We start from the raw sequence: 15,018 nt of genomic DNA on the forward strand, positions 1-15,018 counted from the left end.
CATTTATAGCGCGCGCCAACCGATATCGGACCGGTAAAACCCGCCCGGCCAGTCGACACCTTGCGCCATGGCGTAAGCTTGTTCATGCGCCTCTGCCAATGTCGCGCCGCGCGCGGTGATGTTCAGCACCCGCCCGCCATTTGCCTGATATTGGCCGTCTGCTCGCCTCGTCCCGGCATGAAACACCATGTGAAAACTATCTGTAGGCTGGGTGTCCAAGCCGTTGATCACGCTGCCTTTTTCATACGCATCCGGGTATCCGTTGGCGGCCATCACGATGGTCAGCGCGTGATCGTCGGCCCAGTTGACTGACATTTCATGCAGTCGCTCTTCCGCACAGGCCTGCAGCAGGTCAAGGATCTGCCCCCCCAGCCGCATCATCAGCACCTGACATTCGGGATCGCCAAAGCGGACGTTATATTCCACCAGCCGCGGCTGGCCGTTCTGGATCATCAGACCGCAGAACAGCACGCCCTGAAACGGCGTGCCGCGTTTGGCCATTTCATCCATTGTGGGCTGGATGATTTCGCCCAAGGCTTTTTCGGTCACCGCGTCATTCATCACAGGGGCGGGGGAATAGGCGCCCATGCCGCCCGTGTTCGGCCCCTGATCGCCGTCAAAGGCGCGTTTGTGGTCTTGCGCGGTGCCGACGGGCAGGATCGTCTTGCCGTCGCAGAGCACGAAGAATGATGCTTCCTCGCCCTCCATGAACTCCTCGATCACCACGGATGCCCCGGCATCGCCGAACGCGCCGTCGCACATATCGTCAATCGCGGCCAGGGCATCGTCCAGCGTCATCGCCACGGTCACGCCCTTGCCGGCGGCCAGACCGTCCGCCTTGATCACGATCGGCGCGCCTTGTGCCTGCACATAGGCACGCGCGGTATCCGCATCGGTGAATGTCGCATAACCGGCGGTGGGTGCATTTGCCGCATCGCAGATGGATTTGGTAAAGGCTTTCGAGGCTTCTAACTGCGCGGCCGCCTGTGACGGCCCGAAAACCAGCAATCCCGCACGGCGCAGACGGTCCGCGACACCGGCGGCAAGCGGGGCCTCTGGCCCGATGATCACAAAATCTATCGTGTTTTCCTCGGCGAAATTCGCGACTGCATCGCCGTCGAGGATATTGATATCGGCACATTCCGCGATCTGCGCGATCCCGGCATTGCCCGGTGCCACGATCAGCCGGTCGCATTTGGGGTTCTGCTTGATCGCCCAGGCCAGGCTATGTTCGCGCCCGCCGCTGCCCAAAATCAGGATATTCATGGCTGTGCCTCCGGCTTTGCAATCTTTGCGCGGTTCTAGTGAGCGGCGCGTCAGATCACAAGGCCGGGGTTGGCCTTTCGTCCGCGCCCATTTAGGAATGTAGCCAGAACAAAAGGACAGCGCATCATGGATCTGTTTGAGGATGGCCCGGCGGATAACACGCCTGAATTTTCTGTGTCGGAAATCTCTGGCGCGGTCAAGAAAGCCATTGAGGGCGGCTTTTCCCATGTGCGCGTGCGCGGCGAATTGGGCCGGGTGTCGCGGCCGTCATCGGGCCATATCTATCTTGATCTGAAAGACGACCGCGCCGTCCTGTCCGCCGTGATCTGGAAAGGCCGCGCCACTGCGCTGACGCACAAGCCCGAAGAAGGGATGGAGGTGATCGCCACCGGCAAGCTGACCACCTTTCCCGGCCAGTCAAAATATCAGATGATCATCGAAGATATCGTGCCTGCAGGCGCGGGTGCACTGATGGCGATGCTGGAAAAGCGCCGCGCGATGCTGGCGGGCGAGGGGTTGTTTGATACGGCGCGCAAGCAGCCCTTGCCCTATCTGCCAGAGATTATCGGCGTCGTGACCTCGCCATCGGGTGCGGTGATCCGTGATATCCTGCACCGTCTGCGCGACCGTTTCCCGCGCAAGGTGCTGGTCTGGCCCGTTGCCGTGCAGGGTCAGAAATGCGCGGCAGAGGTGGCGGCGGCGATCAATGGGTTCAACCTGTTAACCCCCGGCGGCGCCCTGCCGCGTCCTGATCTGTTGATCGTCGCGCGCGGTGGCGGGTCATTGGAAGACCTCTGGGGTTTCAACGAAGAAATCGTGGTACGGGCGGCGGCGGCATCGGATATTCCGCTGATCTCTGCCGTGGGGCATGAGACCGACACGACGCTGATTGATTTCGCCGCTGATGTACGCGCGCCGACACCGACGGCGGCGGCGGAGCTGGCGGTGCCGGTGCGGATCGAATTGCTGGCCTTTGTGGATCAACAAGGTGCGCGTCTGGTGCGGGCCTTGTCCAACGCGGTGCAGAACCGCCGCCAGCGGCTGCTTGATCTGGCGCGGGCATTGCCGCAGGTGGAAACGCTGGTCGATGGGCCGCGCCAGCGGCTGGATTATATGGCTGATCGTTTGCCCGCCGCGCTGCGGCAGGCGGCGGCCAAGAAACGCCTGCAACTCTCTGACGCGGCCCTGCGCCCTGCGATTTTGCAGCGGCGCAGGGCCGAGGATCGGCGGCGGTTGCTGGCCCTGTCCGACAGGCTGGTCCCCGCCTTGCAACGCCGCACCCGCGATGCGGCGACGACGCTGGAACGGGCAGGGCGAGGGTTGCGTGCTGATCTGTTGCAGGCCCGGCTGGACCGGCAGGCTGACAGGTTCGGTGTCGCGGTTCAGCGCCTGTCAGACCGCGCCAGCCGCCAGCAGGCGGAACGCAAGGCCCGGCTGGCCGCGCTGGACAGGTTGCACGAATCCCTAGGTTATATGGATACGCTCAAACGCGGCTATGCCGTGGTGCGGGCGGGGGATGTGCTGATCACCGACAGCCAGACAGCGGCCAAGGCGGGCGATCTTGAAATCCAGTTTGCCGATGGGCGGATCAATGTCCGGTCAGGATGACAGATCATTGCAGATCAGCGGCTCATCCGCGTCGGTTTCGTAGATCACTGTGCCAAAGGGCACATTGGTAAACACCGCTCTGATTCCGCCGGGTTCATCATAGATCGCCCAGCATTTGGGTTCTGGGTCATCGTCGTAGCGAAAGCAGATATCGCCTTTGCTTTCATACCAGACGCCATACATGCAGGTGCCGTCAAAGGTGGACCACATGACGCGCTGGCCGGGCAGATAGGCCTCGACGCCATAGGTGGGGTTGGTGTCCGTGCGAAAGGTGATCGTGCGACCCGTGACATGGGCGTCGAAGTCTTCCGCATTCATGGTGTCCTGCGCCATGGCGGGGGTCGCCAAAGAGAGCATCAAAAGTAAACTACGCATCGCGCCACCTGTCGGTTAAAGGGTCCATGATCCGTCGCCACAAAGGCGGCACGAGCGCGATGCTGGCCATCAACGGCAATGGCCGTGGCAGCACCGGCGCATCGCCGGGCAGTTCGAGTGCCGGATACGCGCGGGCCGGGCGCGCGTGATGATCCGAATGCCGTGTCGCGTTCAGCAGCATGGACGAGGAATAAAGATGCGGGCTGTTCCAGCTATGCTTTGCCGCGACGGGTTCGGGCTTGCCGCCTTCCCGGATTTTGCGGGTCAGCCCGTAATGCTGGACGTAGTCGGACAGCAACAGCTGGGTCTGCGCATGGCCTGCAAGGGCGACATATAGCACCATGCCCATGGTTCCACCCAGCAAATAGGCCAGCGCGACAAAGGCCGCACCGCCGCCCAGATAGACCCAGTAGGGATTGCGCCATGCGGGCCGTCCGATCCTTGCCAGACGCTCTTTCTCGGCCCTGTAGCCGCCTGTGAACGACCCGGCCCAGGCGCGGATCAGATAGCGGTAAAACCCTTCGCCCCGGCGCGATGTGTTGGGGTCCTTGTATGTCGCCACATGCCGGTGATGCACCAGCACATGCGCCGATGTGTGATGCCCGAACAGCAAGGAGATATAGACCCACATCCCCAGTCGGTGCAGCGTGCGCTGCGGGCGGTGGATCAGCTCATGCGCATTGGCATTGCTGACCTGCCCGAAATAGAGCCCTGCAGCAAAGAACAGCGCGACCTTTTCCAGACGGCTGATGGCGTCACCTGCCAGCGCCCAGACCACCAGCGCCAGCAGCGCCAGATGCACCAGTGCCAGCAGCACCGACAGCGTCGTGCCGGTGGCATCCGCGTCGCGCCCGGTGTCTTCGGGCAGCAGCCGGTCGGCAAGGGTGGTGACCAGCGTTAGCGCCAGCAGGGCCGCGATGACCCAGACACCGCCCTGCACGGCAGCCAAGGCAATCAGCCCCGCAGGCAGCAAGGTGGCAAAGGCAAAAAGGGCGGCGTGTCGCGTCATCGCGCCATCCTTAGCATGTGTTTTCCGCCAGATTAAGCGAAACCCGCGTGATGCGCGGTTTGGCTCTGCGGCGTCGCTTTTGCGTGGTTCAGTCCCGGGGCAGGGTCTATGGTGCCCGCAAAATGAGGGGGCATCATGGACAACGACAGTCAGAACGGCATCTGGAAATCCGGCAAAGGCAAGGGGCGGCACACACCCAAAGGCCGACAACTGGACGATCAGGCCTGGGATGACATCCGCGCCCTTTTAGGGGACCGACCGCGCCGCCGGGACCTATTGATCGAGTTTCTGCATTTGATTCAAGACCGCTATGGTCATCTGGCCGCCGCCCATCTGCGCGCCTTGGCCGAAGAAATGCGCCTGTCACAGGCCGAAGTGTACGAGGTCGCCACCTTCTATGCCCATTTCGATGTGGTGAAAGAAGGTGAGACGCCACCGCCCGCCCTGACGATCCGCGTTTGCGACAGTCTTTCTTGTGAAATGGCTGGTGCGCAGGCGCTGAAATCGGCGCTGGAGGATGGGCTTGATCCCACGCAAGTCCGCGTTCTTCGCGCCCCGTGCATGGGCCGCTGTGATACAGCACCCGTGCTGGAAATCGGCCATAACCACATCGACCATGCCACGGTAGGAAAGGTGCAGGCGGCGATTGCCGCCGGCGATACCCATGCGCATCTGCCCGAATACCAGACCCTTGCGACCTATCGCGCCGATGGCGGCTATCTGACGCTGGCTGACCTGCGCGAGAGCGGCGATTGGGAGGTCGTGCAGGACAAAATTCTCGGCTCTGGCCTGCGCGGCTTGGGCGGGGCTGGTTTTCCGTCGGGCAAGAAATGGGGTTTCGTGCGCGCCAACCCCGGCCCACGCTATCTGGCAGTGAACGGGGATGAGGGTGAACCGGGGACTTTCAAGGACCGGCATTATCTGGAACGGCATCCGCATCTGTTTCTGGAAGGCATGCTGATCGCCGCTTGGGCGGTGCAGGCAGAGACGTGTTTCATCTATATGCGCGACGAATACCCTGCCGTGCTGGAGATTTTGCGGCGCGAGATTGTGGCGCTGGAAGAGGCCGGGATCGTCACCCCCGGCTATATCGATCTGCGGCGCGGGGCCGGTGCCTATATCTGTGGCGAGGAATCCGCGATGATCGAAAGCATCGAGGGCAAGCGCGGTATCCCCCGACACCGCCCGCCCTTTGTCGCGCAGGTCGGCATCTTTGACCGCCCGACGCTGGTGCATAATGTCGAAACACTGCTTTGGGTGGCGCGGGTCTGTCGGGAAGGGCCGGAAATTCTGGATGCGGTCGAAAAGAACGGGCGCAGGGGTCTGCGGTCTTACTCCGTTTCGGGGCGGGTCGCGCGCCCCGGCATCTATGTGCTGCCTGCGGGTTCCACGATCAGCGATGTGATCGCCGCGGCTGGCGGCATGGCAGCGGGGCATGTGTTCAAGGCCTATCAGCCGGGTGGGCCTTCGTCGGGGATATTGCCCGCGTCGATCAATGATGTGCCCCTGGATTTCGACACGTTGCAGGAACATGATACGTTTATCGGGTCGGCGGCTGTCGTCGTCCTGTCGCAGCAGGACCGCGCACGGGATGCGGCGCTGAACATGCTGCGGTTTTTCGAGGATGAAAGCTGTGGCCAATGCACGCCTTGCCGGGTTGGCTGCCAAAAGGCGGTGATGCTGATGCAGGCGGATCGCTGGGACCGCGATCTGTTGGACGACCTGTGCACCGCGATGGCCGATGCCTCGATCTGCGGGCTGGGGCAGGCGGCACCGAATCCGATCAGGCTGGTGATGCGGCATTTCGGGGATGAAATCTGATGCGCCGGCATGATGAGGTGTGGTCTTTTCAATTGTTGGCGGAATGGCTAGGTCTTTGAGTGTCACAATAAAAGGCGGATCGCATGGCGTTCTTTAGCAAACTCAAAGAGAGGATGTTCAAATCCTCAGCCAAGATCGACGCCGGTCTGGATGCGATTGTCACCGAAACGCCGGAACCTGCACCGAAACCCGGCCTGATCGGACGGTTGTTTTCCGATGCTGATGTGCAGCGCCGCGTACTTGACGACGCAATGCTGGAAGAGCTGGAGGATTTGCTGATCACCGCCGATATGGGCGTCGAGACCGCGCAGCGTGTCGCCGCCAATCTGGCCGAGGGCAGTCTGGGCAAGCGTCTGTCGGTCGAAGAGGTCAAGCGCCTGCTGGCGGCGGAAATCGTGCGGATCATGGAACCCGTCGCGCGGCCTTTGCCGATTTACGCCAAGACACCGCAGGTCGTGCTGGTGGTGGGCGTGAATGGATCAGGCAAGACCACGACGATTGGCAAGCTCGCCAGTCAGTTTCAGGGGGCAGGCAAACAGGTGGTGATTGCCGCCGGTGACACCTTCCGCGCTGCTGCTGTGGAACAATTGCAGGTCTGGGGCCAGCGCGCCGGGGTGCCGGTGCTGACCGCGCCCGAAGGGTCGGACCCCGCCAGCCTTGCCTTTGATGCGATGGGCCGCGCGCAGGCGGATGGCGCTGATCTGTTGATGATCGACACTGCCGGGCGGTTGCAGAACCGCGCCGATCTGATGGAGGAATTGTCCAAGATCGTCCGGGTCATCCGCAAGAAAGACCCCGACGCGCCGCATAACACATTGCTCGTGCTGGACGCGACGACGGGGCAGAATGCGATCCAGCAGGTGAAGGTGTTTCAGGAACTTGCAGCGGTGTCAGGGCTGGTGATGACCAAGCTGGATGGCACCGCCAAGGGTGGGGTGCTGGTCGCACTGGCCGACAAATTCGGCCTGCCGATCCATGCAATTGGCGTGGGCGAACAGATCGACGATCTGGCCCCCTTTGACCCCGAAGAATTTGCCGCGGCTCTTGTCGGCCTGGAGTTGTAAGTCCTGCCAGACCTTGCCGCCTATCTGATCAGCATCGCAGGCACGGCCGAAGGCGCGCGGCTGGCGACGATACTGGCGCTGACCTCGGCTGTGGCGCATGCGGTGTTCGGGGCCTTGCAGAAAGGCCGCCATGATCCCTGGCTGACGCGGGGCGCGATTGATCTGTGGCTGGTGATCTTTACCGCACCCATCGCGCTGTTCCTCGTGCCTTGGCCCAATGCGGCGACGGCGCTGATCCTCGCGGGGGCGGTGATTATTCATTTCGCCTATAAGGTCGCGATGAGGCGGGCCTATGAAAAGGCTGCATTCACAGTGGTTTACCCTGTGGTGCGCGGCACCGGACCGCTGGTCACGGTGATCGCGGCATCGCTGTTTTTCGGGGAATTTTACTCTGTCATGCAATGGGTCGGTGTGGCGTTCTTGTCGGGCGGTATCCTGCTGTTGGCGCTGCGTAACCTGAGCGAGGAAAAACTGGACCTTGCGTCGTTGAAATCCGGGCTGATCTGGGCGCTGATCGGCGGGATGCTGGTGGCGCTTTACACCACCTACGACGCCTTCGGCATCCGGCAATCGCCGGACCCGTTCACCTTTCTGGCGTGGTTTTTCTTTGTCACTGCGCTGGATTTCCCGGTGCTGGCCTATCTGCGCTACCGGCGGATGGATAACCCGCCGACGCTGACCCCGCTGATGTGGCGCGGGGTGATCGGTGCACTGGTCGCCTGGGTCAGTTTCGGCGGCGTGATGTTGGCCACCATGGTCGGCAAAGTGGGCGAGGCGGCGGTGCTGCGGGAGACATCGACCGTTTTTGCCGCATTGATCGGCTGGTTCATCCTGCGCGAAAAGGTGGGGCCGCGCCGCCTGTTCCTGATGACATTGGTTGCGCTGGGCGCCGTGATCGTGGAAATGGGGGGCTGAAGGAGACTGCAATGACCAAAACCATCAACCCGATCCTGAAACAGGTGTTGGAACTGGGGCCGACTTTGGCGTTTTTCCTGATCTATCTGCGGATCAAGGATGATATCTATGTCATTGGTGGTACGGAATATTCCGGGTTCATCATCGCTGCGCTGGTCTTTGTGCCGATCCTGCTGGTCGCGATGGGCATCCTTTGGGCGCTGACCGGCAAGCTGAGCCGGATGCAGATTTTCACCGCCTTCATGGTGATCTTTTTCGGCGGGCTGACGGCCTGGTTCAATGATGAACGGTTTTTCAAAATGAAAACCACCATCGTTTATGGCGCGATGGCGGGGCTGCTGGGGATCGGGCTGTTGCGCGGGCAAAGCTATCTGCAATATGTGATGGAAGAATTCCTGCCGATGGAGCGCGAAGGCTGGATGATCTTTACCAAACGGCTGGCGTTCATCTTTACCGTGCTGGCCATTGCCAATGAAATCATCTGGCGCACGCAATCAACCGAGACCTGGGTCAAGCTGGAAACCTTTGCCTTTCCGGTCGTGCTGTTTGCCTTTCTGTGGTTCCAGATCATCGGATTGCAAAAATACCTGATCGAGGATCCGGCGCAAACCAAGGATTGACGCCATGGCGTCGCAGGCGTAATTGGCGGGCGTGGTGATTTGTTTCCGGATTGCAGGCCACGTAAAATATACTGCTAAAAAGGGTGGCGGGTTTGCGAACCCCGATGCCTTTGCCGGTGTCGGGGTTTTTTGTTGCGCGAGGGCAGAACATGGAAAATTGGAACAAACGCACCAAGGCGGTGCATACAGGCATCCGCCGCAGCCAGTATGGCGAGGTCAGCGAAGCGATCTTCATGACGCAAGGCTTTGTCTATGACACAGCCGAGGCCGCCGAGGCCCGGTTCATCAAGACTGGCCCAGATGAATTCATCTATGCCCGTTACGGCAACCCTACCGTCGCGATGTTCGAGGACCGGATCGCCGCCTTGGAGGGAACCGAGGATGGTTTTGCCACCGCATCGGGCATGGCCGCCGTGCATGGCGCGCTGGTGTCGATGCTGAAGGCTGGCGATCATGTCGTATCCGCCCGCGCTTTGTTCGGGTCGTGCCTATATATTCTCGAAGAGGTGCTGACCCGCTACGGCGTTGAAGTAACATTCGTCGATGGCACTGATCTGGCCGCGTGGAAGGCGGCGATCCGGCCCGACACCAAGGCCGTGTTCTTTGAAAGCATCTCGAACCCCACGCTGGAAGTCGTTGATATCAAAGCCGTCTGTGATCTTGCCCATGCCCAGGGCGCGACGGTGATCGTCGATAACGTGTTCTCGACGCCAGTGTTTTCCGATGCTGTGGCGCTTGGTGCCGATGTCATCGTCTATTCCGCGACCAAGCATATCGACGGGCAGGGGCGCGCATTGGGCGGTGTGATCCTCGGGACGCGCGAGTTTATCCGCGGCACGGTCGAACCCTTCATGAAACATACCGGCGGGTCGATGTCGCCTTTCACGGCCTGGCTGATGGTCAAGGGGATCGAAACCATGGATTTGCGGGTGCGTGCACAGGCCGCATCTGCGCTGCAAGTGGCCAGCGCGCTGGCGGCAGACGGGACGGTCCGCGTGATCTATCCGGGCCTGCCCGCCCATCCGCAGCATGCGCTGACGCAGGCGCAGATGGGGTCCGGCGGAACCGTGATGGCCATTGATGCGGGGACGAAAGAGGCCGCCTTTGCCCTGCTGAACACGCTGAAGATTTTCACGATTTCCAACAATCTGGGCGACGCCAAATCCATCGCCACCCATCCCGCGACAACAACGCATCAGCGTTTGCCTGATGACGTCAAGCAGACATTGGGGATCACACCGGGGCTGATCCGGCTGAGCATCGGGCTGGAAGATGCGGATGATCTGCTGAATGATCTGCGCGCTGCAATCGGATAGGCAATTCTACCTGCGGCGTTGCGGCGCAGGCAGGGCTTGAAAGCGCTGGCGCATCACGGCATTTTCCCGCAGGGTAGTGGGATGCGCCATGCCATAAAGCCTTGCCAGACGCGATCGCGCCGCCACAGGGTTTGCCGCCATGGCTGATCTGCGGCGTGATTTGTCACATATCTACCATAGCATCGCTGGACAGACGGATTATCCGCGCCATTTACCGAAGGCGGATAGACCACAAGAGGGTGTCGATATGAATATTCACGCGCGCGATTTAGACCGCCAGCCAACCCGGTCCGAGGCAGAGGCGGCACTGGCGCTGTTGCGCCGTTGGGCCGTCGATGTATCGCCGGAAGAGATCGCCACGCTCGACCCGCTGGTCTCGCGGCTGATCCCGGGGCAGGAGGTGTCGAACTATCCCGCTCTGGCCCGCGCCTATCCAGAGGATTTCGCGGTGGACGATGCCTATAAGGCTTCGATGCCCGATTTGCAGAACGGCCCGTCCAGCCTGATCAAAGGCGCGCAGCAGCAGATTCAGCATGTCGGCATTTCCAATTTCCGGCTTCCGATCCGGTTTCGGACCCGCGACAATGGTGACCTGACGCTGGAAACATCCGTGACCGGCACCGTGTCGCTGGAGGCGGAGAAGAAAGGCATCAACATGTCCCGCATCATGCGGACATTCTACAAACATGCCGAGGAAACCTTCAGTTTTGAGGTCATCGAACGCGCATTGGATGCCTATAAATCCGATCTGGAAAGTTTCGATGCCCGCATCCAGATGCGGTTCAGTTTCCCGATGAAGGTGCAAAGCCTGCGGTCGAGGTTGGCAGGTTATCAATATTACGATATCGCGCTGGAACTGGTGGAAAGCGCGGGCGTGCGCAAAAAGATCGTGCATCTGGATTATGTCTATTCCTCGACCTGCCCCTGTTCGCTGGAATTGTCTGAACACGCGCGCCAGTTTCGCGGACAATTGGCTACACCGCATTCGCAACGCTCTGTCGCGCGGATATCGGTGCTGGTCGAAGACGGCCCCTGCCTGTGGTTCGAGGATCTGATCGACCGTGCCCGCGCCGCCGTGCCGACGGAAACGCAGGTCATGGTCAAGCGCGAGGATGAACAGGCATTCGCGGAACTCAACGCCGCCAATCCGATCTTTGTCGAAGATGCGGCACGGTTGTTCACCGAACAATTGCAGATGGAACCGCGGGTGTCGGATTTTCGGGTGATCGCCAGCCATCAGGAAAGCCTGCACAGCCATGATGCGGTGTCGGTGCTGACCGAAGGACCAACCTTTGCGGCAGAAAGCCTGGACCCACGGCTGTTCGCATCGCTGTTTCACGTCGGTTAACTTTTGCGGGTTAACTGTAAGGTGGATCAAGCTCCACCTTACGCCCGCCAGCCCTTGAAGCCCCCCGCGCCCGCGCATAGTGTCAGGCGGAATGATGAAGTCGGACTTTTGTCCAGCAGAGAGGCATGAACATGCAAGACCCCGTTGAAACCTATATGAACCTCGTTCCCATGGTCGTGGAACAGACCGCGCGCGGCGAACGCGCCTATGATATCTTTTCGCGCCTGCTGAAGGAACGGATCATCTTTGTCAACGGTCCCGTCCATGACGGGATGAGCCAACTTGTCGTCGCGCAATTGCTGCATCTGGAATCGGAAAATCCGAAAAAAGAAATCAGCATGTATATCAACAGCCCCGGCGGTGTCGTCACATCCGGCCTGTCGATCTATGACACGATGCAGTATATCAAGCCCAAGGTCAGCACGCTGGTGATCGGGCAGGCGGCCTCGATGGGGTCGCTTTTGCTGACGGCCGGTCACCCTGGCATGCGGTTCTCGCTGCCGAACAGCCGCATCATGGTTCACCAGCCATCGGGCGGCTATCAAGGGCAGGCGACGGATATCATGATCCATGCCGCAGAGACCCAGAAGCTGAAGACCCGGTTGAACGAGATCTACGTCCACCACACCGGCCAGCCCCTGAAAAAGGTCGAGGCCGCGTTGGAGCGTGACAACTTCATGTCCCCCGAAGAGGCCAAGGACTGGGGTCTGATCGACGAAATCGTGGTCAATCGCGAAAAATCCAGCGAGTAAAAGAGGCTAGGTTCATGTTGAAAAAGTGACCAAAGCAGTGGTCATTTTGACATTGTGGACCCGGACGGGCTGTCCTAGTGTTGTTACAAGGCAGCCCGGCAGGTTTTGGCGGGCCAATAGGCCAAGAGGTTTGATATGGCGACGACGACCGGAAACGACAGCAAAAACACCCTTTACTGTAGCTTCTGCGGCAAAAGCCAGCACGAGGTGCGCAAGCTGATCGCGGGACCCACCGTGTTCATCTGCGATGAATGCGTTGAATTATGCATGGATATCATCCGCGAGGAAACCAAAGCCTCGGGACTGAAATCCGGCGAAGGCGTGCCGACGCCGTTGGAAATCTGTAATGTGCTGGACGATTACGTGATTGGGCAGATCCATGCCAAGCGCGTTTTGTCGGTCGCCGTGCATAACCATTATAAACGCCTCAATCACGCCGATAAATCCGATATCGAACTGTCGAAATCCAACATCCTGCTGATCGGCCCGACCGGTTGCGGCAAGACTTTGCTGGCGCAAACCTTGGCGCGAATCCTTGATGTGCCCTTCACCATGGCTGATGCGACAACGCTGACCGAAGCAGGCTATGTCGGCGAAGATGTCGAGAACATCATCCTGAAACTGCTGCAGGCCTCCGAATATAACGTCGAACGCGCGCAGCGCGGCATCGTCTATATCGACGAGGTCGACAAGATCACGCGCAAGTCCGACAATCCGTCGATCACCCGCGATGTATCGGGCGAAGGTGTGCAGCAGGCGCTGCTGAAGATCATGGAAGGCACCGTTGCCTCTGTGCCGCCGCAGGGCGGGCGCAAGCATCCGCAGCAGGAATTCCTGCAGGTGGACACAACCAATATCCTGTTCATCTGTGGCGGGGCCTTTGCCGGTCTCGACAAGATCATCGCGCAGCGCAGCAAAGGGTCCGGTATGGGCTTTGGCGCGGACGTGAAAGACGTCGAAGAACGTGGCATCGGCGAGGTGTTTCAGGATCTCGAACCTGAGGATCTGCTGAAATTCGGCCTGATCCCGGAATTTGTCGGCCGCCTTCCCGTGATCGCGACCCTGACCGATCTGGACGAAGACGCGCTGATCACCATCCTGACCCAGCCAAAGAACGCATTGGTCAAGCAATACCAGCGCCTGTTCGAGCTGGAAAACACCAAGCTGACCTTCACCGATGACGCCCTCACCGCCATCGCCAAACGCGCCATCAAACGCAAGACCGGCGCGCGCGGCCTGCGGTCGATCATGGAAGGTATCCTGCTGGACACGATGTTCGACCTGCCCGGCATGGACACCGTGACCGAAGTCGTCGTGAACGAAGAGGCGGTCAATTCAGACGTGGCACCGTTAATGATCCATGACGATGTGAAAAAGAAAGAATCCGCGACTGCGGGTTAACAAATCTGCGTCGGTGGTTTCCGATCTGTCGGAGCCTCCGGCGGGAGTATTTTTTACAAAGCGAGAGACAAGTCGTTTCGAAGGGCGGTTGGCATGGCCGCAGCCTCTGCTCTGGACCTTTCACGCGCGATAGGGCATGAAACCCACAAGTTTACCGGAGACGCAGCATGGGCCTTGGTCATTCAATCAAACGCATCTTTACCTGGTGGGACGGTCAGACCTATGGCACCCAGCTCTGGACCAGCCGGACGGGCACCAAGGTAGGCGAAGATGCGCAGGGCAATATCTATTACCGCAATGCCGACGACAGCCGCCGCTGGGTGATTTACAACGGCGAGATGGAAGCATCCCGCGTCAGCCCCGATTGGCATGGCTGGCTGCACCGGACATGGGACCAGCCGCCGACCGAACTGGCCTTGCCGCAAAAACCTTGGCAGAAGCCGCATCAGCCCAATCTGACCGGTACGCCCGGGGCATACGCGCCTGCGGGATCCCTGCGTCGCATCCCCCCGGTCGAGCGTAAGGATTACGAAGCCTGGTCGCCTGAATAGCCACGTGATGCGCCTGTTTGCCGTTCTTGCCTGCCTGACATTTGCTGCCCCCTTGGCGGCGCAACAGGTTGTGACCGGTGCAGGCGGGGAAATCCGCGTACTGGACCGGCTGACGGGCGATATCACCGACCTGACACTTGCCAACGGACAGACCGAAAATGTCGGTGCCTTGTCGATCACCTTGGGCGAATGCCGTTACCCGGCAGAAAATGTCGCGGGGGACGGTTTTGCGCGGCTGATCATCCATTTCCGCGATTCCGTGACGCCGATCTTTTCGGGCTGGATGCTGGCGTCATCGCCCGCGCTGAACGCGCTGGACCATTCGCGTTACGATGTCTGGGTGTTGCGCTGTATGACATCCATGGTCGAAGATACCTCGGACGGGAATGTCGCGGACTGAACGACGGCCTGCGCCAGTAATCTGTGATACCGGGCGCGCGGGATTTCCACGGCACCAAGGCTTTGCAGATGCGGCGTGAGGAATTGCGTATCGAAAAGCTGAAAACCGCCACGCCGCAACATGTCCACCAGATGCGCCAATGCGACCTTTGATGCATCTGTGGCGCGGCTGAACATGCTTTCGCCGAAAAACGCGGCCCCGATGCAGATGCCGTAAACACCGCCGACCAGCTTATCATCCTGCCAGACCTCGATCGCGTGGGCGTGGCCCTGAAGATACAGATCCAGATACAGCGCATGGATTGTTGGATTGATCCAAGTGTCGTCGCGGTCGGCGCAGCCGCGCACGACGCCTTCGAAATCGCGATCCACGGTAACACGCAAATGACCGCGCCGCATCGTCCGGCCCAACGAACGGCTGATCCGGAATCGATCCAGCGGGAAGATGCCGCGCATCCTTGGGTCGACCCAGAAGATGTCCGGATCGTCGCGGCTTTCGGACATGGGGAACACCCCCAGCCGGTAGGCTTGCAGCACAAGCGCCGGGGTCAAGGGGGGGTCCGTGTCCTTCAC

At 60.4% G+C, this 15,018-nt stretch carries 16 protein-coding genes and 1 riboswitch; of the genes, 11 read left to right on the forward strand and 5 right to left on the reverse strand.

The genetic code is table 11. The annotated features are described in order from the left end of the window. Window positions 1-3: 3 nt before the first annotated feature. Window positions 4-1,266 (reverse strand): phosphoribosylamine--glycine ligase, encoded by a 1,263-nt coding sequence (gene purD / locus ACK4TM_RS00735; RefSeq protein ID WP_409695201.1) that lies wholly within the window; start codon window positions 1,264-1,266, stop codon window positions 4-6. A 126-nt stretch (window positions 1,267-1,392) separates the two neighbouring features. On the opposite strand from purD, the gene xseA reads away from it, so the two are divergent. Continuing rightward, a complete protein-coding gene (gene xseA, locus ACK4TM_RS00740) occupies window positions 1,393-2,874 on the forward strand; it encodes an exodeoxyribonuclease VII large subunit (protein ID WP_409695204.1) in 1,482 nt (493 codons plus the stop codon). Here the strand turns inward: xseA and ACK4TM_RS00745 are convergent. After that, complete coding sequence (locus ACK4TM_RS00745) at window positions 2,866-3,249, reverse strand: hypothetical protein (protein ID WP_409695207.1); 384 nt, start codon at window positions 3,247-3,249, stop codon at window positions 2,866-2,868. The genes xseA and ACK4TM_RS00745 overlap by 9 nt on opposite strands. Then, window positions 3,242-4,258: an alkane 1-monooxygenase gene (locus tag ACK4TM_RS00750; protein WP_409695210.1), complete on the reverse strand. Its 1,017-nt coding sequence runs from the start codon at window positions 4,256-4,258 to the stop codon at window positions 3,242-3,244. Before ACK4TM_RS00750 ends, ACK4TM_RS00745 begins: the two co-directional genes overlap by 8 nt. A gap of 135 nt (window positions 4,259-4,393) precedes the next feature. Between ACK4TM_RS00750 and ACK4TM_RS00755 the strand changes: the two genes are divergently transcribed. From ACK4TM_RS00755 to metZ, 5 genes are all read left to right on the forward strand, one after another. After that, window positions 4,394-6,079 carry an NAD(P)H-dependent oxidoreductase subunit E gene (locus tag ACK4TM_RS00755; RefSeq protein ID WP_409695212.1) on the forward strand — a complete coding sequence of 562 codons (1,686 nt, stop codon included), beginning with the start codon at window positions 4,394-4,396 and terminating at the stop codon, window positions 6,077-6,079. A gap of 83 nt (window positions 6,080-6,162) precedes the next feature. Further along, window positions 6,163-7,143, forward strand: coding sequence for a signal recognition particle-docking protein FtsY (gene ftsY, locus ACK4TM_RS00760; protein WP_409695215.1), 981 nt, complete (start codon window positions 6,163-6,165; stop codon window positions 7,141-7,143). Window positions 7,144-7,146: 3 nt separating this feature from the next. Then, window positions 7,147-8,058 (forward strand): EamA family transporter, encoded by a 912-nt coding sequence (locus tag ACK4TM_RS00765; RefSeq protein ID WP_409695409.1) that lies wholly within the window; start codon window positions 7,147-7,149, stop codon window positions 8,056-8,058. A gap of 11 nt (window positions 8,059-8,069) precedes the next feature. Then, complete coding sequence (locus tag ACK4TM_RS00770; RefSeq protein ID WP_409695218.1) at window positions 8,070-8,678, forward strand: inner membrane-spanning protein YciB; 609 nt, start codon at window positions 8,070-8,072, stop codon at window positions 8,676-8,678. A gap of 21 nt (window positions 8,679-8,699) precedes the next feature. After that, a riboswitch (SAM riboswitch) is annotated at window positions 8,700-8,777 on the forward strand. 50 nt (window positions 8,778-8,827) lie between these two features. Continuing rightward, window positions 8,828-9,994, forward strand: a complete 1,167-nt coding sequence (gene metZ / locus ACK4TM_RS00775) for an O-succinylhomoserine sulfhydrylase (protein WP_409695221.1) — start codon at window positions 8,828-8,830, stop codon at window positions 9,992-9,994. Window positions 9,995-10,000: 6 nt separating this feature from the next. Here metZ and ACK4TM_RS00780 read toward each other — a convergent pair whose 3' ends face one another. Continuing rightward, a complete protein-coding gene (locus ACK4TM_RS00780) occupies window positions 10,001-10,135 on the reverse strand; it encodes a hypothetical protein (protein WP_409695224.1) in 135 nt (44 codons plus the stop codon). A gap of 106 nt (window positions 10,136-10,241) precedes the next feature. Between ACK4TM_RS00780 and folE2 the strand changes: the two genes are divergently transcribed. The 5 genes from folE2 to ACK4TM_RS00805 all read left to right on the forward strand — a co-directional run bounded on the left by folE2 (window position 10,242) and on the right by ACK4TM_RS00805 (window position 14,446). Then, on the forward strand, window positions 10,242-11,342 hold the full coding sequence (gene folE2 / locus ACK4TM_RS00785; protein ID WP_409695227.1) for a GTP cyclohydrolase FolE2: 1,101 nt from the start codon (window positions 10,242-10,244) through the stop codon (window positions 11,340-11,342). Window positions 11,343-11,473: 131 nt separating this feature from the next. Further along, window positions 11,474-12,094 carry an ATP-dependent Clp protease proteolytic subunit gene (locus tag ACK4TM_RS00790; protein WP_409695230.1) on the forward strand — a complete coding sequence of 207 codons (621 nt, stop codon included), beginning with the start codon at window positions 11,474-11,476 and terminating at the stop codon, window positions 12,092-12,094. Window positions 12,095-12,229: 135 nt separating this feature from the next. Next, window positions 12,230-13,495 carry an ATP-dependent Clp protease ATP-binding subunit ClpX gene (clpX, locus tag ACK4TM_RS00795; protein WP_409695233.1) on the forward strand — a complete coding sequence of 422 codons (1,266 nt, stop codon included), beginning with the start codon at window positions 12,230-12,232 and terminating at the stop codon, window positions 13,493-13,495. Window positions 13,496-13,662: 167 nt separating this feature from the next. Then, on the forward strand, window positions 13,663-14,046 hold the full coding sequence (locus ACK4TM_RS00800) for an NADH:ubiquinone oxidoreductase subunit NDUFA12 (protein WP_409695236.1): 384 nt from the start codon (window positions 13,663-13,665) through the stop codon (window positions 14,044-14,046). 7 nt (window positions 14,047-14,053) lie between these two features. Beyond that, window positions 14,054-14,446 (forward strand): DUF2155 domain-containing protein, encoded by a 393-nt coding sequence (locus ACK4TM_RS00805; protein ID WP_409695239.1) that lies wholly within the window; start codon window positions 14,054-14,056, stop codon window positions 14,444-14,446. On the opposite strand, the gene aat is transcribed toward ACK4TM_RS00805, so the two are convergent. Beyond that, window positions 14,374-14,949 carry a leucyl/phenylalanyl-tRNA--protein transferase gene (gene aat / locus ACK4TM_RS00810; protein ID WP_409695412.1) on the reverse strand — a complete coding sequence of 192 codons (576 nt, stop codon included), beginning with the start codon at window positions 14,947-14,949 and terminating at the stop codon, window positions 14,374-14,376. The two genes, ACK4TM_RS00805 and aat, sit on opposite strands and share 73 nt — an antisense overlap. Window positions 14,950-15,018 lie beyond the last annotated feature (69 nt).

It is taken from the genome of Yoonia sp. (assembly GCF_046292185.1).
In the GTDB taxonomy this organism is placed as follows: domain Bacteria; phylum Pseudomonadota; class Alphaproteobacteria; order Rhodobacterales; family Rhodobacteraceae; genus Yoonia.

Bases quoted from the DNA above. Each gene is read 5' to 3' on its own strand.
- purD (WP_409695201.1), bottom strand. From the start codon at position 1,266: ATGAATATCCTGATTTTGGGCAGCGGCGGGCGCGAACATAGCCTGGCC.
- xseA (WP_409695204.1), top strand. From the start codon at position 1,393: ATGGATCTGTTTGAGGATGGCCCGGCGGATAACACGCCTGAATTTTCT.
- ACK4TM_RS00745 (WP_409695207.1), bottom strand. From the start codon at position 3,249: ATGCGTAGTTTACTTTTGATGCTCTCTTTGGCGACCCCCGCCATGGCG.
- ACK4TM_RS00750 (WP_409695210.1), bottom strand. From the start codon at position 4,258: ATGACGCGACACGCCGCCCTTTTTGCCTTTGCCACCTTGCTGCCTGCG.
- ACK4TM_RS00755 (WP_409695212.1), top strand. From the start codon at position 4,394: ATGGACAACGACAGTCAGAACGGCATCTGGAAATCCGGCAAAGGCAAG.
- ftsY (WP_409695215.1), top strand. From the start codon at position 6,163: ATGGCGTTCTTTAGCAAACTCAAAGAGAGGATGTTCAAATCCTCAGCC.
- ACK4TM_RS00770 (WP_409695218.1), top strand. From the start codon at position 8,070: ATGACCAAAACCATCAACCCGATCCTGAAACAGGTGTTGGAACTGGGG.
- metZ (WP_409695221.1), top strand. From the start codon at position 8,828: ATGGAAAATTGGAACAAACGCACCAAGGCGGTGCATACAGGCATCCGC.
- ACK4TM_RS00780 (WP_409695224.1), bottom strand. From the start codon at position 10,135: ATGGCGGCAAACCCTGTGGCGGCGCGATCGCGTCTGGCAAGGCTTTAT.
- folE2 (WP_409695227.1), top strand. From the start codon at position 10,242: ATGAATATTCACGCGCGCGATTTAGACCGCCAGCCAACCCGGTCCGAG.
- ACK4TM_RS00790 (WP_409695230.1), top strand. From the start codon at position 11,474: ATGCAAGACCCCGTTGAAACCTATATGAACCTCGTTCCCATGGTCGTG.
- clpX (WP_409695233.1), top strand. From the start codon at position 12,230: ATGGCGACGACGACCGGAAACGACAGCAAAAACACCCTTTACTGTAGC.
- ACK4TM_RS00800 (WP_409695236.1), top strand. From the start codon at position 13,663: ATGGGCCTTGGTCATTCAATCAAACGCATCTTTACCTGGTGGGACGGT.
- ACK4TM_RS00805 (WP_409695239.1), top strand. From the start codon at position 14,054: ATGCGCCTGTTTGCCGTTCTTGCCTGCCTGACATTTGCTGCCCCCTTG.
- aat (WP_409695412.1), bottom strand. From the start codon at position 14,949: ATGTCCGAAAGCCGCGACGATCCGGACATCTTCTGGGTCGACCCAAGG.